Consider the following 22,626-nt stretch of genomic DNA (forward strand, 5'->3'; position numbering starts at 1 on the left):
GTCTCTAACATTTATTATCTAGAATGACCACACGTTACTTTCAATAATAGATATATTAATCTAAAGTTAAAATTACTTTTCCTTACTAATTCTGTTACTTGCCAATATAGTATAGATTAAATAAACAATAAAAATGATAATAAAAATAAAATTAATTTTTAACACAAAATAGAGATTTAACACATTTGCGAACGCATGAAATAATACACAGTATCCCACAGATTTCGTTTGACGATAAAGAAGCCCTAAAACAAAACTTAAAAATAATGTATATATAAAAAATAAAATAAAAGGAAATCCTTGATGACTTTCTCCAACTATAAACCATAAAGGCAGATGCCATATTCCCCAAATTGATCCTACAATCAAATTAGATTGCCAATAAGTATATTTTTTATCAAGTAATGGCTGTAATATTCCTCTCCATCCTAATTCTTCATGTCCACCACCAAAAAAAATTAGTTGTATAAAGAATAGCGGCATCAGATAAATTGATACTCCGTTTAATTCTAAGGAAGATACAGAAAATAGTATCAAAATTGCTAACAAATGAATAATGAAATAAATACTAGTATTTTCTTTCTTACTAAATACAAAATGTTTAAATTTTATATTATTCCTTTTCAAATAAAAGCCACTTGCAATAGCTGGTCCAAGTGCACCTACTATATGTAATGTTCTTCCTATAATCGTTTCTAATCCCAAAATATGAGATTGCGTAAAGATGGCAAGAATCCCCCAAGCTATATAAGTAATTCCAAATGTACAATAAAGATAATTTTTTAAATTCCTTTTGTCATTTCCTGTCATTTTATCTTCCTAATCTTGACTATTCTACGTATAATATTTTTTACTGCTTCTTAGTTGCTCTCGATTATAACTACCTTTATTCTATCACAAAAACACAAAAAAAGCCTTAAAATCAAGGCTTTTCATTATTCATTTCGTCAATACTTTAGTTTCGTAGATTCAGATTCGCATGATTAAAACTAGTCAATTTTCTCAATAATGTTTCCAAGTTTATCTAATACAAGACAGGAAGGATCATTTAGTGGAATTATGGGAACATTAACGAATTCTTCAGCTCTATCCTTATTAGCTTTATCGTTCCAGGAATCATAATGGACACTAATTAAAAACTGACTAAAGAGTCCTAATCCATTTTTTATTTTTATCTGATGATCTGAATTATCATTAGGTGAAACATAGACTTTTTCTCCTAATAATAGGGCTCCTGCAGCAAATCTCATAACTTTCGCCCCTTTATTAAGCATATGATCGATATAATTTTTGAACTCCTGATTGACATAAATAGATATATATTTTTCCGTATTTCCACCACCGATAATAATTAGATCAGCATCTAGATAGCTATCAAAATTAATCTGCTTAGTATCCAAGAGTAAGTAATCAGTGTTTAGGTTAGAAAAATAGCTTCGGAAAACTTCCGTGTACTTTTTCATATAGGGTTGCCAATTATCTCGAAAAACTGTAAAAATAACAATTCTTTCAATCTTGCTTGATAATACAATTTTATCAACAATGCTATGTTTCTTTATTAGGGGATTCCCACCCATCAAAAAAATTTATTCTTTCAAGTTAACACACTTTCTAAAGATACATAAAGTTTAAACAAGTTTATTCACGTTTTGAAATTATAATTTTTCTTAAAACATATCATTTTATTATTGACTGACTAAGATCGCACCAGCAATCATACATATGCAACTTGCTCATCATTGTCCAAACCAGTCTTAATAACATCTCCAACATCCATAATATTTTTTAAACCTTAAATAAGATTTAGATAAATTTATTTGTAGGTTAAACCATCATGAAATGTCAATTCACAGATAGTTTTACTTATATATTTATACAGTCTTTTTGTATTTATAAATCATCCTCTTAAAATCTCGTCTATCTGCTCCGCTTCGATTTGTTTTTGTAAATCATCAATTTTTGTTTCAATATAGTTTTTATGTTTTATCCACTTTAAACCTATAAAATTTGGTAACAATGATTCGAGAAATTCAATCCAAGCTGAATACATAGGTACTACACTACCTGACCAACTCCAAGAAGTAGGTGTTAATGGTATTTTTTCAAAGTCTTCAAACAACGGATTATTCTCATGAAAGAGCAAGATATACTCTTTTTTTCTTTTGATCTCTAATTTTGATACAACTGAAAATAGGCAATACATTTTTGCTTTATCATTGCAGAATCGTTGAATACATTGTCGAATCCACATATCTTGTCTTTCTAACAGCTTTTTCTCATTTTGCTTTGGCAATAATAAAGATTCTAAAAAATACGGTACTGACAACCTAGAATATTGATAGTTTCTTATCAACTGCTCAAAGATTTTATTATATATTTCTACAAAATCGTCCAAATCAAAAAAGCAACAATGCTTTTCTTGATGGTCGCTAAAGGAGTCACTATTTATTAAATAATCTATATACTTGTCCAGTATAGAAGGTCTAACCGAATATATTTCCTTCAAAAATTGTCCGTCATAATCATGATCTTTATCATATGACAACATAGCATAGTATATTTCTTCAAGCAATTCTAAATTGCAATTAAATTTTTGAATCACTTCCCTTGGTGTATTATGATGATAATTAAATAACAAGCCAAAATAAATATCCACAATAAAAGAGGAATACTCTTTTTTATCCAAAATAATTTTGCAACCTTCTATTAATGCTAATTCATCTATTGCATTATACTTATCCAGAAAATCTATATCACGCATTGATGATGAGGTAATATATCTGTCAGAAGTATCTTTCAAAAAATCATAAAGCCCTTGTAAATGTTTTTCTGTAATTAATCCCAGCGGTAATTCATGATAATATGCATATGTCCAAGCATTTTTCTGACTATATTCTTCACTAATAATAATTTCATACACTTCTGAATCGGATAATAATGAAAATAAATTGTCTACTAGATGGTATGGATGTAAATTGTTTGGTGTATCGTTTTTGATATAATATTTAATTGCATCAACATACCAATCTGCTTTATCGGAAATAGCATCAAAGGCAATGCCTAATCCTTCACCGACCTCCCAATATGAATGGTTATCTAGCTCAGAAATACCGTTGCAAACATCAATTAACTTCTTAAATATCTGTAAATCACAATTCAAAGTGTAATGATTAATTGATTGCTGCTTTTGTTTTCTATTTTCTTCATAACCAGTTTCTTTATAATCTGGTCCTTTAAGAAGACAATATAATTGAAAGCCCTCTCCTTCAAAATATTCAGAAAACAAGGATTCACAAGAATAATTCATTCTGTTAAAAACTTGCACTATTTTGTCTGCTAAAAGGTAATTTGCCAATTTATCTGGTGGAAAATTTAACTTCAAAATTAATTCAATATATTTTAAATCAAATTGTAAAACAGGAATGCTTATATCGTCAACAATGCCACCATAAGAACTAAGAATTTCCCTAACTTTTTCTCTATACTTTTCAATTTTACTCAAAGAAGTTAACGATTCCCAAATGAACTCACGATATTTTTCAACACCTTTAGATATAGTTAGTGGAATCTGATATATGGTTATTGCATTCTTTCGTCCTTCCTCCGCTGGAGAAAAATTTAACTTCAGAAATTTTTCTGCTATCTGCAAAAAAATTATTACAATAAATTCTTGTTTCCAATTATTTGAATATTCTATTATTTTTTCAAAAAAAGTTATTTGAGTATAAAAACTATTACGAAAAGAAGCCCTCTGAATACCAAAATATATATTAACTGCATGGTAAAATTCCATAAATAAATCTGGTCGCTTTAGATAATATTGAAAAAACAAATCACAAGCGGTTGGCAAATCAGTCATATCTGCAAATCCACCAAGAATTTTAATGATATCATTTTCCACATGTTGATAATTTTTTCTTTTTTCAGTATCTATATCGATCCATTCACAAATCACTCTTTCTTCAGATTCAATTTCATTTTGCAAGAGCAAAAGTGTTTCCGTAGGATTAATGCGAAAAAAGACTTTTACAAATTCAAAGAAGATTGGCGATTTTTCTGTTGATAATTCATCCCATAATAACTTTATTTCTTTCTCAGCAAAATTTAAAAGTGCCTTATTTTTAAAAATATTAAGTAACGTATTAACAGAAGATACAGTTCTCTCTCTGTAACTTGAAAAGCAAGCTTTAATCATTTTCGACAAACTAAGTAATTTTTTGTCAAAGAAAATATATTTTAACAAATAATTAGACAAGCATTGATCAGAAAAACGAACAGCTTTATCATTACAAATATCGACAATCTCCCGCTCGTGAAGCATACGGATATTTTCAATAAAACTATCTCGATTTAAACCTTTTTCCTGTAAAATTGGTAAAAGTGCATCAATATAATCTAAATGAATTGCTTCAAGAAAAGCAATTATACCAGAAGTTATACACAGATTTTTGTCTATAAAAAATTGATTATTTTCTAAATTAGAACCATAATAATCTTCATATAATTGTGACACATCATCAATAGACTCCAAACGATTTGAACTGCATGCTACTTTCCCAGCAAGTATAGCAATACGAGTATTTCCTTCTGCAATTCTTATAATTCGTTCTTGATATTCTGAATTCAAAATGCCCAATGAAGCTTCAAGTAATTCCTTAATTTCATTCTCTGAAAATACATTTACATTCACAATTTCATAAGAAGTGATTGCTCGAACATCGTTTATCACTTTTTGAAGTGCATAATCCCTTACTGTAATAAGTATTTTTACATTATATCCCTCTGATTTCATACTAATGTATCGGATAACATGCTGCAGTCCTGACAATTGATTGGCATCATCAATAAAAAGAAAATAATCTCCTGGTTTATCTAAAAAAAGTTTTAAATCCTCGTATATTGGTAATGCATTACTATGAATACAGTAAATCTTTTCATTCTTAGCATCTGCATGATTTTTTACATAATGCAAAGCTAAACGTGTTTTCCCCGTACCTGATGAACCACTAAGTATAACAACATCCACTTTAAGATAAGCATTGATGATATCTTGAAATTCTTTTTCTCTGAATAGAAATTTAGTGTCAATTGGAGCAGCCATTCTATTTGCATTGTAACTATTAATAAATTCATCATATGATTGAATTTGATCTGTACTTATTGATATTCCCAAAAAATCACGTGAAAGATTATGATGAAAAAGATATATATCTTCTGCAAGCTTATCAATTCCAATAATTACAAGCTTAATTCCAACATCTTCACACAGTTTTTTTACTTCACTATCTTGAAAGGGTGTAAGGTTTGATGAAGTATGACAATAAATAATTTCAGAGATTTTGTCATATGGAACACCTGTCTTTGCTGTATCAAGACATTTTTCAAGGTCATCCCTAATTTTTGCAAATAAATTTGTCCTTTGAGTTGTGTATTCAACAAAAACATACTTTTCATTTGATGCAATAAAATATGTATCAGGTGTACCTAAAGTAGTCTTACGTGTACCCGCTTCTCCACCAAGAGATACTATACTCGGATAGCCCGTTTTATATAAATAAGAATCACAAAGATTTTGAAATGAACCTGCATCCAGTTGTAGTATTTTTTGTTTAATACTTTCAATATTAGCCACTGTCTATAATCCCCCTATTGTTTTAATATTACAACATCTTAAAATGCTTAAACGCATCCAAAATAGCTTCTTCCTTTTCAATTGGATACTGTGGAACTTTCTGATTCTCATTTTTTGAAATATTATAGTGTTCCTTAACCTCTAAACCATGCTTTTTCTTCACTTGTGCAATATAAAGTGTCGATACCTTAAACCCAAACGTTTCAAAAACATAGTTTTGAATTTGTTTATATGTTGCCTTGCTTTCAGCACTCGTTAAATCAATATATCCATCGGAAGTTCCATACTAATATATTTCTTAGAATCTAGTTTGGAAAGCAACACAATTGTCTCAACATGATGCGTCTGCTTGACTCAAAAGGTTTGGGGAATCTTTTGAGGATTAACTACGTTTCTCCAACAAGCTTACACATTCGACGTGATGCGTTTGCGGAAACAAGTCCACCGGCTGGACTTTCTTCAATTTATATCCCAATTCTTGATAGAGTTTGATATCACGCGCCATAGTTGCGACATTACATGAGATATAAGCGATGCGGTCAGAACCTGTTTGGCTACTTGCCTTGATAAAGCTTTCTGTGAGGCCTTTTCTTGGTGGGTCCACTAGAATAACGGTTGGTTGAATTCCATCTTTGGTCCAATTCTTCATGGCATTTTCAGCTGTGTCACAAACATAGTGGGCGTTTGAAATATTGTTCAGTTGGGCATTCTTCTTGCTATTCTCAACCGCTTCTGGAATTACCTCAACACCATAAACTTCCTTGACATGTTTCGCAACAGAGAGGCCAATCGTCCCGATACCAGAATAGGCATCAATAACCACGTCATCTTCTTTTAATTCCGCAAAATCAATGGCTGTTTGATAAAGTTTTTCAGCCATTTCAGTATTGACTTGGTAAAAAGCGGGTCCAGCGATTTGGTAGTCATTTCCCAACATCTGGTCAGTGATAAAATCTTGTCCATAAAGTGTGCGCCATTCCTTGCCAAAAATAGCATTAGTGTTCTGGTCGTTGATATTTTGCATAACAGACACAATGTCTGGGAACTGCTTGATTAATTGTTCAATCAATTGGTCAACACGAAAAACTTTGGGACGAGTTGTTACCAAAATGACCATGATTTGTCCTGAATAGTGCCCCCGACGCACCACAAGGTTTCGAATCAAGCCAGATTGTTCCTTTTCATCATAAGGTTTCAAGTCAAAACGACGAAGCAAATCTCGAAGAACTACCACAACTTGGTCAATGACAGAATCCTGAATAAAGAAATCTTCAAGAGGCATGAGGTCATGCGAATTTTTACGGAAAAAGCCTGTTTCCAAGACACCATTAACACGACGAACAGGCACCTGTGCCTTGTTGCGGTACTTGATTGGATTTTCCATATCCAAAGTTTCAGCAACCTCTATATCTGCAATTCCAGCAATTTTGTAGAGACTGTCCTTGACTTGCTTGGTTTTAAATTTGAGCTGTTCTGGATAGGCAAGATGACCTAAATCCGCGATTCCTGAACGCAGGTAAGCCAAATCTAAATCTTGATTACGGTGTGGTGACTGGACAAGGTATTCTTCAACTTTACCAAAACCAATCTTTTTATTAACCTTAAGGACACGCATAAGGATTTTTTCACTCGGTAAAGCATTCTCTACAAAAAATACCAAACCATCCACCTTGGCAACTCCTGCGCCTTCATGGGTCAAGTCAACAATTTCAACTTCTACAATATCATTTTTCTTTAACATTCTCTTCTCTTTCTATTGGCCGACAAAAAAGACGGCAACGTTACGGTTACCATCTATTATACCATGAAATTTGTAATCAGATTCTCTTTATCTATGCTAGTTCATTTCTTTAAATGCTGCTTCTGCATCCGCGTTGCTGATAACACCAAATTGTATCTTTCCAATCTTTCCTTGACTGTCAATCAGGTATTCTGTAGGAATGCTTCGAATTTGATAAGCTTGGAAGGTGGTTGCTTTGGTATCATAAAGCACTGGGATATCCTTATAACCTTGATCTTGGAACCATTGTGGGAATTGCTCGACAGTTTTTTCACCTTGAATACCCGGTGCAATGACACTAAGAATTTCAAAATCGCGATCTGGTTTTGCAGCTAATTCCATCAACTCAGGCATACTTTTCTTACATGGACCACACCAGGAAGCCCAAAACTTCAAATAGACTTTTTTACCCTTATAATCCGATAACTTAACTTCTTTACCATCCATGGATTGCAAGGTGAAGTCTGGAGCATCTTTTCCAACAGCAATTTGTTGTACAGTCGTTTGTTGTTTTGGCTGTTGTGCTGCTTGAGTCTTTTTAGTTTCTTCCTCACCACAGGCCATCAATACAACTAATGATAAAAAGCTTAAACCAGCAAACATTACTTTTTTCATCTTTTTCTCCTTTATTCAAAAATTCCAGCTAGAACATTTACTTGTCCTAATAGTAACAAAATTCCCATTAAAATAATGAGGAAACCACCAATTTTCTTTAGTAGCATCATATGGCGCTTGAGTTTACTAAAATAAGGCATCACTACTCCTGAAGCTAGGGCCAAGACCAAGAAAGGAATGGCCATACCCAGAGTGTAAATAAGAGTATAGATAGCCCCTTGCCAAGCGCCATTGCCTCCAGAAGCCGCAAGTGCTAAAACAGAACTTAAAACTGGACCAATACAAGGCGTCCAACCAAAGCTAAAGGTAATACCAAGTAAAAAGGCTGACCAATAACGATTGGCTGCTGATTGCTTGAAGGTAAAGCTTTTTTGAATCTCTAATTTCTTAAAATGAAAAATTTCCATCTGGTGAAGTCCCAAAATGATAATAATTGTTCCCATGATATATCGAAACCAATTTGCATAGAGAATATTACCAAAGTAACCAGCACCAAATCCTAAGATAAAGAAAATGAGAGAGATACCTGCAATAAAGCAAAGTGTTCGAATCAAACCTGACCAGAGAACCTTTCTCCCAAATAAAGAAAAACTTTTTGCGCTTTCCTGATCATCCAATAAAATTCCAGCATAAACTGGCAGAAGAGGAAAAATACAGGGAGAAAAGAAGGACAAGACCCCTGCTAAAAAAACGGAGATTGAAAATACTAGCGTTTCCAATAAAGAACCAACTTTCTTAAGAATTTAAACCTATTGTACTATAAATATTAAAATTTGTATCAAGTTTGCTACGGTTAACTGTTTTTGTCATTATATTATATGAAACAAACCCTTTAATAGTACACTATGTTTTCTAAAACATTGTTAGAAATTGATTTGAATTTCTCAATCAAATTGTTCGGTTTTTTCATTTCACTATAGATAAAAGAAAAAATTGAAGAAAATTGTCCAAAGAGCCACTTTTTCTTCAATCTACTTTTACTTATTTTAATAAGTCCCTTCTTCACCTTGGCTAGTCAAGATTACCGGACCATCCTTAGTAATGACAAATTGGTGTTCATATTGACAAGATAGGCCACCGTCAATGGTCTTATGCGCCCAACCAGTCTTCATATCTGTATCAATTTCCCAATCGCCTGTATTAATCATCGGTTCAATGGTTAAGACCATTCCTTCACGAAGACGGAGTCCACGACCAGCAATACCATAGTTAGGAACCATTGGTTCTTCGTGCATAGTTGGGCCAACACCATGACCAACCAAATCACGCACTACACCGTAACCACGGCTTTCAGCGTATTCTTGAATAGCCGCACCGATATCCCCGATACGGTTCCCAACAACAGCTTGCTCAATCCCCTTGTACATAGCTTCTTTGGTTACATCCATCAAGTTTTTCACTTCTTCGGACGGTGTACCTACAGCATAAGCCCAACATGAGTCTGCAAGACCACCAGAATAGCTCTGAGTGTATTTCTTCATTTGCTCAACATTGTTGAAGTTTAATTTTGAGACATTCAGGTCAGATTTAGCAATAGGACCTCCCAAAACCATATCAACTTTGAGCAAATCACCATCTTTCAAAATATAGTGACGAGGGAAGGCATGAGCTACTTCATCGTTAAGAGAGCAGCAGGTAGCATAAGGATAGTCCATCATGGCACCGTCAACCCCAATCTGAAGTGGAAGGAAATTTTCTTCCTTGCAACGACGTCGGACATACTCTTCAACTTCCCACATATCTACGCCTGGCTTAATCAAATCACGCAAGCCAATATGGATACTTGCTAAAAAATCACCGGCCTTGTCCATAGCTTCGATTTCACGAGCTGATTTTAATGTTATCATTTTTTCTCCTAGTTTCTAATTAATTTTAACAGTCACATTTGCCTTTGAAACAATCTGATGACCATGATAAATATCGTAATCAATAATAGCTGATCGTCTAGTATGGTGGATAATGCGTGCTTGAATGCGCAGTATATCATCTATCTGAACAGCCTGCAAAAAGTAGATCAGCATTTGCTCGATGATGAGATTGCGACCACTATTCACAACTAAATCTTGGGTCATATGAGTCAGTATCTCTGCCAATACACCGTTAGCTAAAACACCGTTTTTCTCAAGCATAAAGGGTTCCACTGTAATCACTACTTCATCATGGTGATAAGCGAGTTTTTGACCAATCTGCTCAGAAAAAGTTGGTAGAGCCGAAACTTGAGAACGACTCATCTTCTCCATGACATCTCGCCGTGTCACAACTCCAAGCAAGGTTTGATTATTCCGGACAACCGGTACCATTTCAAAGTCTTCAGCAATCATCCGTTGACTCACATTGGCAATATTTGTCGATAATCCAACTAAAAATAGACTACGAGACATGACCTTATCAATTGTGGTACTTGGTGACTTATCACCCGCATCTCTCATAGTAACAACCCCAACAACGACCTGATGTTGATTGATAACAGGGAAACGACTGCTACGATTCTTACGAACCAAATCCAAATAATCTTTAACGGTGTCGGTCTCTCTCAGAAAACCATACTCATGACTCGGACGATAAAGTTTCTCAACTGTCAGAATATCAGTCTTGATTTGAACATTTGACAAGGCTTTATTAATCATGGTCGCGACAGTGAAAGTATCATGCTTGCTTCTCAGAACAGGAATTCCTTTTTGATTGGCCAGTTTAAGCACATCATCATGAACATGAAATCCTCCTGTCACAAGAACAGCATTTTCATTTTCAAGTGCTAACAGTTGGATACGGGTACGGTCTCCGACAATCAAGAGTCCCCCATCGTGAAGGTAAGACAAGATATTTTGTTCAGTCATGGCACCAATTGAAAACTTACTAAATTCTCTCTCTAAACCTTCTTGCCCAGCCAAAACCTCAGAAGAAGTCACTTCTGCAATTTCAGCAAAAGTTAATCTTTCAATCGCAACTTTCTGGGATTTAACACGGATAGTACCACTTCTTGGGCGGGTCTCCACAATTCCACGATTTTCAGCTTCTTTGATAGCACGATAGGCCGTTCCATCACTGACTCCCAGATGGTTGGAAATGCTACGAACACTGACCCTTTTACCTACTGGTAATTCCTCCAAATAGCTTAGAATTTCCTGATGCTTACTCATTGAATTCTCCTTTTACATACCGAAATTCAAGATAATCCCGCATTTTTCTTGTGTAGCGATCACTTCCCTTAAACTGACGGAACAAACGAAATCCAGACTTAAGAGCAACTCTTTGGCTAGCTTCATTTTCAAGGTGGGTAATAATGGACAATTGTTTTAAACCAAATTCCTCAAAAGAAAGTTGACAAATTTTTCTAACAACCTCTGTCATAAATCCTTGAGACCAAGCATCTTTTCTCAAAAAATAGCCAAGTTCTGCTTCTTTTTTAATTTCATCTAACTTTTCAAACTTAACAGAACCAATCATTTTTTCAGTTTTCTGGTCACAAATTGCCCACACTCCCAAAGGGGACTTCATAAAGTAATTTGCTAATGCATATTGACTTTCTTCCAGACTTGCCTGAGTTGGGAAAATAAATTGAAGATTTTCAGGATTTGAGGCTATCTCATGGAAGTCTTGACTATCACTAAAAAAGAAAGGACGCAAATACAAGCGATCCGTTTCAAAAAAAGAAAACATTGCTAATTTGGTCCAAATATTCATAAACACCTCTACGGTTTAATCCTCAACAAGTGTAATATCCGCTCCTAGATTACGTAATTTTTCAATAATATCAGAATAACCACGTAAGATAAACTCGATATTGGTAATTTCAGTTTTACCTTCAGCCATAAGCCCAGCAATGACTAGTGCAGCCCCAGCTCGTAGGTCAGTCGCTTTAACACTGGCCCCACGCAAATCACGTCCACCTGTGTACAAAATATGACCATTTGTTGTCGAAATGTCCGCATCCATCTTTGCTAGTTCAAAAACATGATTTACACGTTTTTCGTAAATCGTATCGACAATTGTACCACGACCATTCGCTCTTAGTAAAAGTGGAGTAATCGGTTGTTGCAAATCAGTTGCAAAGCCTGGGTAAGGAGCTGTCTTAATATTGATTGCTTTCAAATTAGACTGCTCTTCGACAAAAATGCTGTCTTCAGATACAGTCATTCTCACTCCCATTTCTTCCAGCTTAGCAATAAATCCTTCTAGGTGTTCGTAAAGAACATTATTTATACGAATCCCCTTGCCGACTGCAGCAGCTAAAGAAATATATGTTCCAGCTTCGATACGGTCTGGAATCACCTGATGACGGGTTCCATGTAATCTTTCAACACCATCAATAATGATGATATTAGTTCCTGCACCGCGGATATGGGCTCCCATATTATTCAAGAGGGTAGCTACATCAATAATTTCAGGTTCACGGGCTGCATTTTCAATAATAGTACGACCATTCGCTTTAACCGCAGCAATCATCGTATTGATCGTTGCCCCTACACTAACCGTGTCCATGTAAATACTTGCACCATGAAGTCCTGTATCTTTAGCAGATAACTTCATGTTATCTCCCTCGTAGCTAACAGTGGCACCTATGGCTTCAAATGCCTTAAGGTGTAAGTCGATCGGACGAGGACCTAGATCGCATCCTCCCGGTAGACCAACTGTCGCTTCACCAAAACGGCCTAAGAGGCTCCCATAAAAATAGTAAGATGCACGAAGACTGTTAATTTTACCATAAGGCATTGGAATATTTTGAACACCTCTTGGATCAATCTCCAAGACATCGTCATAACGCTTAACAGTAGCTCCCATCAATTCCATAATTTCGACAAGACTTGCTACATCCGAAATATCTGGAACGCAATCCAAAGTCACCACATCATCAGCCAATATAATAGCTGGAATTAAGGCCACAACGCTATTTTTAGCACCACTAATAGTGATTTCACCTTGTAGTGGTAATCCACCATTGATAACAATTTTTCTCATTCTAAGTTTTTAATACTCTTTCAAGATTTCTAATAAGGTCTTTAAAATAAATTATATCATAAATGCAACCTTTTTTCCATCCTTTTCACTTTTATTGGAGATAGTAAGTAATAAATAGGATTAAGTTGAAAGGTTGAGTCCATATTTTATGAAACATCTTTTGATACTAAAAAAGCCTAAATTAAGAACTGCAAAATACCCCAAAAATTAGATTTTCTCTATCTAACTTTTGAGGTATCGTTCAACTATAAGAGATAATAGTCTTTTGGGGTGTTAATACTATGCGGAAATCAAAAACAACTCATGTCTGTGTCACCTTGCAGACAATCTACTACTGACCTTCTCATCTCTATATTCAATTGCAAATAGTCGTATTTAGTTGACTCAGAACAAACTTCCGAGTTTTTTTATTAAGCACTGGAAGTGAGTTCTTTTTGATTCTCGTTCAGCAGGTTTTAAGACTTGTCCTATCCAGATAATATCTTTTCTGCAACCCACAATGACTAACAAATAGCTTTTCTTTACTCTACTACCGCTTCAGCGATTTCTTCGCGGCTAATACCAGCAAAGTAGCGTGTGATATCAATAGTTTCTAGGGCTTTAAGGACGTCTTCGCGTTCGTATTTCACTCCACGAAGGACATCTTCTACAGCTACAACGTCCTCGATACCAAAGAAGTCACCATAAATCTTGATGTCTTGGATTTTTGATTCGACGACATTAGCAAAAACTTCAACCTTACCACTAGTGAATTTTGTTCCACGACGGACGTTAAATTCAGGTGATTTACCGTAGTTCCAGTCCCAAGTACCAAACTTAGTATCCTTGATGCGATTGATTTCATCCAATTGTTCCTCAGAAAAAACGTATTCAGTCATCTCTGGGTACTCTTTTTTCATGTATTCCAAGAGTAAATCACGGAATTCTTCAACCGTGATTTTTTCTGGCAATTCATTGACAATATTGGTTACACGAGCACGGACGGATTTCACACCTTTTGACTCAAATTTGTCCTTTGAAACCTTGAGGGCGTTAGCAAGGACTGACAAATCAACGTCAAAGAGCAAGCAACCATGGTGCATGATACGGCCATTAATATAAGCTTGGGCATTGCCACAGAATTTCTTACCGTCAATTTCTAAGTCATTACGGCCTGTGAACTCAGCTTTAACCCCAAGTTGAGCTAGTGTATTGATGACTGGAGTCGAGAAGCTCTTGAAGTCAAATGCCTTATTTTCATCTTCTTTTGAAATGATCGTGTAGTTGAGGTTATTTAAATCGTGGTAAACAGCTCCACCACCGCTGATACGGCGGACCACCTCAATACCATTTTCTCGAACATAATCACGGTTAATTTCTTCGATAGTGTTCTGGTGACGACCAACAATGATAGATGGTTTATTGATCCAAAGAAGGAAGATTTGATCCTCATCCAAAAGATGTTTAAAGGCATATTCTTCCAAGGCGATATTAAAAGCAGTGTCGTTTGAATGATTAATAATATATTTCATGATATCCCTTTATACGATAGAGACTGGAAATAACCTTCCAGTCTAATCTATCTTTCTTTTATTTTTTCTTAGGTGAATGGATAGCCATTCCTAGAACATCCGCAAATGCTTCGTACATCACTTCAGAGTAGGTTGGGTGTCCGTGGATAGTCTTCAGCATTTCTTCAACAGTAATTTCCATTTCGATAATGCTTGACGCCTCATTGATCAATTCTGCAGCTGCAGGACCAATGATGTGAACACCAAGAATTTCCCCGTATTTCTTATCTGCAATGACTTTTACGAAACCTTGAGCAGCATCAGAAGCAATGGCACGACCATTAGCAGCAAAGTTGAATTTACCGATTTGGACATCATATTTCTCACGGGCTTGTTCTTCAGTCAAACCAACTGCCGCTACTTCTGGAAGTGTGTAGATAGCTGCAGGAGTCAAATTCAACTTGGCAACAGCATGGTTTCCTTTAAGGGCGTTTTCAGCAGCAACTTCACCCATGCGGAAGGCTGCGTGAGCCAACATCTTAGTACCGTTGATGTCACCTGGTGCGTAGATACCTGGAACAGAAGTTTCCATGTATTCGTTGACCTTGATGCGACCACGATCCAATTCAAACTCAACATCACCAATACCTTCAAGATCCGGAACACGACCGATTGAAAGGAGAGCTTTGCTTGCGATAATATCGTCTTTTCCTTCAACCTTGATACGAAGTTGACCATTTTCCTCGATGATTTCTTGCAGTTTAGTACCAGTCAAGATGGTCATTCCTTTACGCTCAAGGATCAAGCGAAGGTTCTTAGATACTTCCGCATCCATTGCTGGGACAATGCGATCCATCATTTCGATAACAGTTACTTTTGAACCGAATGTCATGAAGGCTTGACCAAGCTCGATACCGACAACCCCACCACCAATGATAACGAGACTTTCTGGAACTTCGTTCATTTCAAGAATATCGTCACTGGTCATGACAAGTGACGATTCCATACCAGGAACGTTGATCTTGCTGACTTTTGAACCACCAGCAAGGATAATTTTCTTGGTTTCAAGCAATTCTGAACCATTTACCAAGACATTCTTGTCTTTAGTAATAGTACCGATACCCTTATGAACAGTAACTCCGTAGCTACGAAGAAGTCCTGCAACACCACCAACAAGAGTATTAACAACTTTAGATTTAGTTTCTAAAAGTTTGTCCATATCTACAGTGAAGTTTGGATTTTCGATTACGATACCACGGTTTGCGGCATGACCGATGTTTTCGATAATTTCAGCGTTATGAAGGTAGGTCTTAGTTGGGATACAGCCACGGTTCAAGCAGGTTCCACCAAGTTCAGATTTCTCAACAAGGGCAACCTTACCGCCGAGTTGGGCAGCTTTGATGGCTGCAACATAACCAGCAGGACCTCCACCAATCACAACGATATCAAAAGCATCATCGCTCTTACCATCATCGTTTGAGGCACTTGCTGCAGGTGCAGGGCTAGCTTCTGGGGCTGCTGCTCCAGCTGTTGGGATGTTTTCCCCTTCTTCACCAAGGTAACCGATAACTTCCGTTACAGGGACAGTTTCACCATCTCCTTTGAGAATGGCAATCAAGTACCCATCTTCTTCGGCTTCCAATTCCATGCTGACTTTGTCAGTCATGATTTCCAAAAGGATTTCTCCTTCTTTTACAAATTCTCCGACTTTTTTATTCCATTGGACGATTTGTCCTTCTGTCATATCCACGCCGGCTTTTGGCATAATTACTTCTAAGGCCATGTCTTCCTTCCTTTATCTATATCTTTAAAATGAATACTCTTGTTCTTAAATCAACATTGAGATTGGATTTTCTATCAATTCTTTCAAGTCTTTCATGAACTTAGCACCAGCCATACCATCTACGACACGGTGGTCAATTGTTAAACCAAGACTCATGATTGGGCGAATCACAATTTCACCATTGACGACAACCGGCTTCTCAATTGTCGAACTCACACCAAGGATAGCTGAGTTTGGTTGGTTGATGATCGGACCAAAGGACTGAACGCCAAACATTCCCAAGTTACTGATAGTAAATGTTGAATTTTGCAGTTCGCTTGGAGCCAATTTACCATCCAAGGTACGGCCAATAACATCCTTAAAGGCTACAACCAGTTCTGAAAGACTCATCTTCTCAGCATTGTAAACAACAGGTGTCATCAATCCATTATCCATACCAACTGCCATGGCAAGGTTGACATAGTTATGAGTGATAATGGTCTTGCCATCTTCTGTCAATGAAGCGTTGATATAAGGATGCTTCATCAAGGTTTTCACAACAGCAAGTGAAAGAAGATCTGTTACAGTAGTCTTCTTCCCGGTTGCTCCCATGATTGGTTCAAGCACCTTCTTACGAAGAGCCAACATTTCAGTCATATCAACTTCATAGTTGAGCGTGAAGGTTGGCGCAGTTAGGTAAGATTCAACCATACGTTGGGCAATAACCTTACGCATTGGTGTCATTGGAATACGTTCAATTTCACCGTATGGTGTTACGTTATCAGGAACTTCTTCCACTTTTTCAATCTGAGCAGGAGACTTGATGGTATCGTTTTCGATATTTTCAGGAAGCAAGGCCAAAACATCCTTCTTCATGATTTTACCACGATGACCAGTTCCTTGGATTTCCTGCCAAGCAATATTATGTTCGAGGGCAATTCGTTTTGCAAGTGGCGAAATGCGAACCACGTTTGTGTCTTTATAAGTTTCCACGTCTTCTTTGTGGACACGACCGTTTGCACCTGAGCCAGAAACGTCGTAGAGGTTGATTCCTAAATCATCCGCTAACTTTCTAGCTGCAGGAGTCGCTCTTAGCTTGTCATCAGCCATGACCTCTCCAATTCTATACTAAGATATTAAGGACGCAGAGGGCAATGAAAAAATAGGAGATTGACGATGTGTTCGATGAACACAAGGAAATCTATCTTTTTTTCACAGACCTCCGTCCGAATTCAACTCTACAAGTAACTTGGACACGGAACGTGTCTCAAGTTACTACGGTTGCCGCTATCAGGCGGTCAACCTAGTAGACTTACTAATTCATTCGTCGAATATTACTGATTCGACTCTCTCATGTCGCAACTTTAGAAACAACTTGGATACAACACGTATCTCAAGTTGCTACGGTTGCCGCTATTAGGCGATCAACCTAGTAGACTTACTAATTCATTCGTCGAATATTATCGATTCGACTCTCTCCTGTCGCAAATTTGCAAATAACTTGGGTACAATACATATCTCAAGTTACTAAAGTTAAAAACAACCGTTATTTTACATAATTTATCTTATGCAATTCTATTCTTTGTTATATGTTTTTCGGATGGCATCTTTGATGCTTTCAACGGTTGGAATCATTGCATTTTCCAGGTTTTGTGCGTAAGGCATTGGCACATCTTCTCCTGCACAGCGGCGGATTGGTGCATCTAAATAATCAAATGCTTCTGATTCTGAAATAATAGCTGAAATCTCTCCGATATAGCCACTTGTTTTATGGGCATCGTTGACCAGAACAACCTTACCAGTCTTCTTCACTGAGTTGATGATGATATCCTTATCAAGTGGAACAAGGGTACGAGGATCCACAATTTCAACTGAAATTCCTTCTTCTGCTAATTCTTCAGCTGCTTGAACCACACGGCGAAGCATTTTCCCGTAAGTAACAACTGTTACATCCGTTCCTTCACGTTTAATTTCCCCAACTCCAAGTGGGATTGTGTAGTCTGGATCAACTGGCACTTCCCCTTTTTGGTTAAATTCTGACTTGTACTCAAGAATGATAACAGGGTTATTATCACGGATAGAAGACTTAAGTAATCCTTTCATGTCCGCAGGTGTACCTGGCGCTACAACCTTAAGTCCTGGAATGTGAGTAAACCAAGACTCTAGAGATTGCGAGTGCTGGGCTGCAGAACCAACTCCGTTACCTGCTGCACAACGAACAGTCATTGGAACCTGACCTTTACCACCAAACATATAACGTGTTTTAGCAGCTTGGTTGACGATATTGTCCATGGCAATGACCGAGAAGTCCATAAAGGTCATATCGACAATTGGACGAAGTCCTGTCATGGCTGCTCCTGCTGCTGCCCCTGAGATGGCTGCTTCAGAAATTGGACAGTCACGAACACGTTCTGGACCAAATTCTTCAAGCATTCCAACAGAAGTTCCGAAGTCTCCTCCGAAGACACCAACGTCTTCTCCCATCAAGAACACATTTTCATCGCGACGCATTTCCTCAGACATAGCAAGGATAATGGTGTCACGGAAGGACATTGTTTTTGTTTCCATTTTATCTCTTTCTCCTTAGTCTGCGTAAATATCTTCAAATGCTGATTCAAGCGGTGGGAATGGACTTTCCTCTGCAAATTTAACAGAAGCTTCTACTGCTTCCTTTACTTGCGCTTGGATTTCTTCCAATTCTTCGGCACTTGCAATAGTGTTTTCAATGAGGTACTTGCGAAGGTTTTCGATCGGGTCTTTTTGTTTCCACAATTCCACTTCTTCACGTGTACGATATTTACCAGGGTCAGATGATGAGTGACCAAGCCAGCGATAAGTTACACTTTCAATCAAGACTGGTCCATTGCCACTGCGAACATGATCTACAGCTTTCTTGAACCCTTCATAAACATCGATGACATTGTTTCCATCTTCGATGAACATTCCAGGAATTCCATAAGCGGCGCTACGTTGATGGATATGTTCTACATTGGTCATTTTCTTGATATTCGCAGAGATACCGTAACCGTTGTTAATGCAATAGAAAATGACTGGCAGGTTCCAGATAGAAGCCATGTTCACTGCTTCGTGGAAAACACCTTCATTGGTCGCACCATCTCCAAAGAAGCAGACAACGATTTTACCGGTATTTTGCATTTGCTGACTAAGAGCTGCACCGACAGCAATCCCCATACCACCACCTACGATACCATTGGCACCAAGGTTACCAGCATCAAGGTCGGCGATATGCATAGATCCACCTTTTCCTTTACAGGTTCCAGTGTATTTACCAAGGATTTCAGCCATCATTCCGTTGAGGTCAATCCCTTTGGCAATAGCTTGTCCATGACCACGGTGGTTTGAGGTAATCAGATCATCTGGATTGAGAGCTAACATAGCCCCCACGTTAGCTGCCTCTTCACCAACAGAAAAGTGCGTCATTCCTGGCACTTTTCCTTTCTTTACTAATTGCGCAATTTTTAAGTCCATGCGACGGATTTCTTCCATCTTACGGAACATTTCTAGCAAAAGATTTTTATCTAAAGTTGACATCTTCTTGCCTTTCTAACTTTCTTCTTACCTTACTATTCTACCGTTTTTGGTAAAGACTGTCAAAGTTTTTCTCAAGTAAATTTCACAAAATAAAAAAGAAAACCCCATGAAAACAAGGGATTTTCTCATTAAGAATATTTTTTCACAAACTTTTTATCGTTTAGATTTTGCTAAAGATTCAAATCTTTTCATAATCACTGTCAAACGCCAACGGTAGAGAACGCCACTCACGATTAGACTAATAATCAAACCAATCCAGTATGAATAAGCTCCAAAATCTGTTAGGGAATCAAATACCATAGCCACTGGGATTGCTACGCCCCAATAACCAACCAAACCAAGGTAAAAAGGAATAACTGTATCCTTATACCCCCGTAAAATTCCCTGAAGCGGTGCCGCAAAGGTATCTGCTAACTGAAAGAAGAGGCTGTAAGTCAAAAAACGCGCTGTCAAATCGATAAATTCTGGGTCGTTACCATAAAGACTGGCCACATTTCCTCTAAAAATGTAAAGGAAAGATAAGGTGAAGGCCGCAAAAATGAGGGCGGTCCCTCTTCCTAAACCAATATAAGTTTTCGCATCATCAAATCGCTTGGCTCCCACTTCATAGGAAACGACAATAGCCATAGCCGATGAGATACTCATAGGAAAGGCGTACATAAGACTTGAAAAGTTCATGGCTGACTGGTAACTAGCGATAATCAAGGACGAGAACTTAGCCATAATCAAGCCAACCACGGAAAAGATAGCCACTTCGGCAAAGACAGTTCCCCCAATAGGTAGACCTAAACGAACTCCTTCCTTGATTTTATCCATATTAAGCGGAATGCGTTTCTCAAAATGCAAGGCTTTGAGCTTCTCCTGTTTAAATAGAACCAAAACAGAAATCCCCAGCAAGACCCAGTAGGCCAAGGAAGTACCTAAACCAGCACCAGCCCCTCCCAGTTCTGGAACACCAAAGGCACCGTAAATCAAGAGATAGTTAAATCCACTATTGAGAGGAAGTAACAAAAGCATGAGGTACATGGACAATTTGGTCAAGCCTAGCGAATCCAGCAAGGAACGAATGACACTAAAGAGCAACAAGGGGATAATCCCGATAGATAAAAACCAGAGATAGCGAACCGCTACTGCCGCCACCGGTGCTTCTAGTCCAATATGATTCAAGATTGGCGGTGCCAAGAAAAGTACCATCCCCAGCAAGACCACAGATAGGCCCAAGGCCAGATAGATGAACTGGTAAAAATCTGACGCAACTTCTTCCTTTTTACCTCGACCAAGATGGTGACCAATGATGGGCACCAAGGCTGAAACAATACCTGTTAGAAAGGTAAAGAAAGGATTCCAGATACTGGTTGCCATAGACACACCAGCCAAGTCCATGGTATTGTATTGGCCAGTCATAGTCGTATCAACAAAGGATGCAGAATAGTTGGCAAATTGATAAATCAGGATAGGGAAAAATATCTTTAAAAATAAGATAAACTTGTCTTTAAAATGATGGGTCTGGTACATATAAGCTCTCTATTCTTTTTGTTTACAGAGCAGACTCCCACCTAGTTTTGATAGACAATTTGTCCCTTACAGATGGTATATTTAACCTGCCCTTTTAAGGTTTCACCGATGAATGGTGAATTAGCTGCTTTCGAAGCAAAATGGGAGTCCACAAGGCGGTCAGCCTTAGCATCAAAAATAGTGATGTCAGCTGGACCATTCTCAGCCAAGTAACCTGCTTCAAAGTTGTAAAGCTTGGATGGGTTGTATGTCATTTTTTCGAGTAATTCCATCAAGCTTAACTCACCAGCTTCGACCAAATAAGTCAATCCAAGAGATAGAGATGTTTCTAAGCCAGTCATACCAGATGGCGCTTTGGTAATATCCTCGACATTTTTTTCATCCGCATGGTGAGGCGCATGGTCTGTCGCAATAACTGTGATGACACCTGACTTAAGACCTTCGATAACAGCACGACGGTCTGATTCCAAACGAAGCGGCGGATTCATCTTAGCATTGCTACCTTGTGTCAAAAGAAGTGCTTCTGTCTTAGAGAAATGCTGTGGCGCTACTTCTGCTGTGACTTTCGCACCCAATCCCTGAGCAAACTCAACTACTTTAACACTTTCTTCCTTAGACAAATGCTGAATATGAACATGGGCCTTGGTTGCATAGGCAATCATGACATCACGCGCCATCATAGCATACTCAGCTACTCCAGTCGCACCGCAGATATGGAAATGTTCTTTAGCAATATTTTCGTTAAAGCCAAGAACACCGTTCAAACCTGGATCTTCCTCATGAAGACTAATAAAGGTATTAAGCTTTTTAGCTTCCTCCATGGCTTCCTTTACAACTTTACTGCTTTCAAGCGGAATGCCGTCATCAGAAAAACCAACCGCACCAGCTTCTAAGAGTGCCTTGAAGTCTGTCAAATCTTGGCCATTAAAGTTTTTAGTAATGGTCGCAACCGTCTTGACATGAATCTTCTCTTTGGCAGCTGACTGGAGAACTTCTTGCAAAGTTTCCACATCCGAAATGGTTGGACTAGTATTAGCCATCATGACAACAGTTGTAAAACCACCTGCAGCGGCTGCTAGGGCACCAGTATGAATATCTTCTTTATGTGTTTGACCCGGTTCACGGAAATGAACATGAATATCGACCAAGCCAGGAGCAACTACAAGACCACTAGCATCTAAGATTTCTGCTCCTTCTTCCGTGATCTCAGGCGCAATTTTTATAATTTTCCCATCTTGAACTAAGACATCACACACTTGATCCAAACCAGACTTGGGATCCATTACACGACCATTTTTGATTAGTAGCATCTGCTTTCTCC

General features: G+C 37.5%; 17 protein-coding genes. All 17 read right to left on the reverse strand.

All coding sequences use genetic code 11. The features are described from left to right. Nucleotides 1-72: 72 nt before the first annotated feature. The 17 genes from ACAM22_RS04980 to ACAM22_RS05060 all read right to left on the reverse strand — a co-directional run bounded on the left by ACAM22_RS04980 (nucleotide 73) and on the right by ACAM22_RS05060 (nucleotide 22,615). Nucleotides 73-810, reverse strand: a complete 738-nt coding sequence (locus ACAM22_RS04980; protein WP_369606433.1) for a lysostaphin resistance A-like protein — start codon at nucleotides 808-810, stop codon at nucleotides 73-75. Between the two features lie 179 nt (nucleotides 811-989). Further along, complete coding sequence (locus ACAM22_RS04985) at nucleotides 990-1,577, reverse strand: Type 1 glutamine amidotransferase-like domain-containing protein (protein WP_261059310.1); 588 nt, start codon at nucleotides 1,575-1,577, stop codon at nucleotides 990-992. A 320-nt stretch (nucleotides 1,578-1,897) separates the two neighbouring features. Next, nucleotides 1,898-5,632, reverse strand: coding sequence for an ATP-binding protein (locus tag ACAM22_RS04990; protein ID WP_369606434.1), 3,735 nt, complete (start codon nucleotides 5,630-5,632; stop codon nucleotides 1,898-1,900). 382 nt (nucleotides 5,633-6,014) lie between these two features. Next, complete coding sequence (rlmD, locus tag ACAM22_RS04995) at nucleotides 6,015-7,373, reverse strand: 23S rRNA (uracil(1939)-C(5))-methyltransferase RlmD (protein WP_369606435.1); 1,359 nt, start codon at nucleotides 7,371-7,373, stop codon at nucleotides 6,015-6,017. A 96-nt stretch (nucleotides 7,374-7,469) separates the two neighbouring features. Beyond that, nucleotides 7,470-8,027: a thiol-disulfide oxidoreductase-associated lipoprotein SdbB gene (gene sdbB, locus ACAM22_RS05000; RefSeq protein ID WP_369606436.1), complete on the reverse strand. Its 558-nt coding sequence runs from the start codon at nucleotides 8,025-8,027 to the stop codon at nucleotides 7,470-7,472. Between the two features lie 11 nt (nucleotides 8,028-8,038). Further along, on the reverse strand, nucleotides 8,039-8,746 hold the full coding sequence (gene ccdA2 / locus ACAM22_RS05005; RefSeq protein WP_369606437.1) for a thiol-disulfide oxidoreductase-associated membrane protein CcdA2: 708 nt from the start codon (nucleotides 8,744-8,746) through the stop codon (nucleotides 8,039-8,041). A 267-nt stretch (nucleotides 8,747-9,013) separates the two neighbouring features. Continuing rightward, on the reverse strand, nucleotides 9,014-9,874 hold the full coding sequence (locus ACAM22_RS05010) for a methionyl aminopeptidase (protein ID WP_000631543.1): 861 nt from the start codon (nucleotides 9,872-9,874) through the stop codon (nucleotides 9,014-9,016). A 15-nt stretch (nucleotides 9,875-9,889) separates the two neighbouring features. Beyond that, on the reverse strand, nucleotides 9,890-11,167 hold the full coding sequence (gene spxR, locus ACAM22_RS05015; RefSeq protein WP_064276043.1) for a CBS-HotDog domain-containing transcription factor SpxR: 1,278 nt from the start codon (nucleotides 11,165-11,167) through the stop codon (nucleotides 9,890-9,892). After that, the gene (locus ACAM22_RS05020) at nucleotides 11,160-11,711 is read right to left on the reverse strand and encodes a GNAT family N-acetyltransferase (RefSeq protein WP_224218725.1); all 552 of its coding nucleotides are present in this window, start codon (nucleotides 11,709-11,711) and stop codon (nucleotides 11,160-11,162) included. Before ACAM22_RS05020 ends, spxR begins: the two co-directional genes overlap by 8 nt. A gap of 15 nt (nucleotides 11,712-11,726) precedes the next feature. Then, entirely contained in the window at nucleotides 11,727-12,986 is a 1,260-nt protein-coding gene (locus ACAM22_RS05025) for a UDP-N-acetylglucosamine 1-carboxyvinyltransferase (RefSeq protein WP_369606438.1), read from the reverse strand. Between the two features lie 521 nt (nucleotides 12,987-13,507). Next, nucleotides 13,508-14,497, reverse strand: a complete 990-nt coding sequence (locus ACAM22_RS05030) for a lipoate--protein ligase (protein ID WP_101781959.1) — start codon at nucleotides 14,495-14,497, stop codon at nucleotides 13,508-13,510. Nucleotides 14,498-14,555: 58 nt separating this feature from the next. After that, nucleotides 14,556-16,259 (reverse strand): dihydrolipoyl dehydrogenase, encoded by a 1,704-nt coding sequence (gene lpdA, locus ACAM22_RS05035; protein ID WP_023942531.1) that lies wholly within the window; start codon nucleotides 16,257-16,259, stop codon nucleotides 14,556-14,558. Nucleotides 16,260-16,304: 45 nt separating this feature from the next. Further along, nucleotides 16,305-17,348: a dihydrolipoamide acetyltransferase gene (locus ACAM22_RS05040; protein ID WP_369606439.1), complete on the reverse strand. Its 1,044-nt coding sequence runs from the start codon at nucleotides 17,346-17,348 to the stop codon at nucleotides 16,305-16,307. A gap of 465 nt (nucleotides 17,349-17,813) precedes the next feature. Beyond that, nucleotides 17,814-18,806, reverse strand: a complete 993-nt coding sequence (locus ACAM22_RS05045; RefSeq protein ID WP_000448714.1) for an alpha-ketoacid dehydrogenase subunit beta — start codon at nucleotides 18,804-18,806, stop codon at nucleotides 17,814-17,816. Between the two features lie 15 nt (nucleotides 18,807-18,821). Further along, entirely contained in the window at nucleotides 18,822-19,790 is a 969-nt protein-coding gene (locus ACAM22_RS05050) for a thiamine pyrophosphate-dependent dehydrogenase E1 component subunit alpha (protein WP_369606440.1), read from the reverse strand. Between the two features lie 153 nt (nucleotides 19,791-19,943). Next, nucleotides 19,944-21,305: a sodium-coupled multidrug efflux MATE transporter PdrM gene (pdrM, locus tag ACAM22_RS05055; protein WP_369606441.1), complete on the reverse strand. Its 1,362-nt coding sequence runs from the start codon at nucleotides 21,303-21,305 to the stop codon at nucleotides 19,944-19,946. A gap of 41 nt (nucleotides 21,306-21,346) precedes the next feature. Continuing rightward, on the reverse strand, nucleotides 21,347-22,615 hold the full coding sequence (locus tag ACAM22_RS05060) for a dihydroorotase (protein ID WP_369606442.1): 1,269 nt from the start codon (nucleotides 22,613-22,615) through the stop codon (nucleotides 21,347-21,349). Nucleotides 22,616-22,626 lie beyond the last annotated feature (11 nt).

Origin of the sequence: Streptococcus sp. SN-1 (genome assembly GCF_041154385.1) — a bacterium.
GTDB lineage: Bacteria > Bacillota > Bacilli > Lactobacillales > Streptococcaceae > Streptococcus > Streptococcus mitis_CT.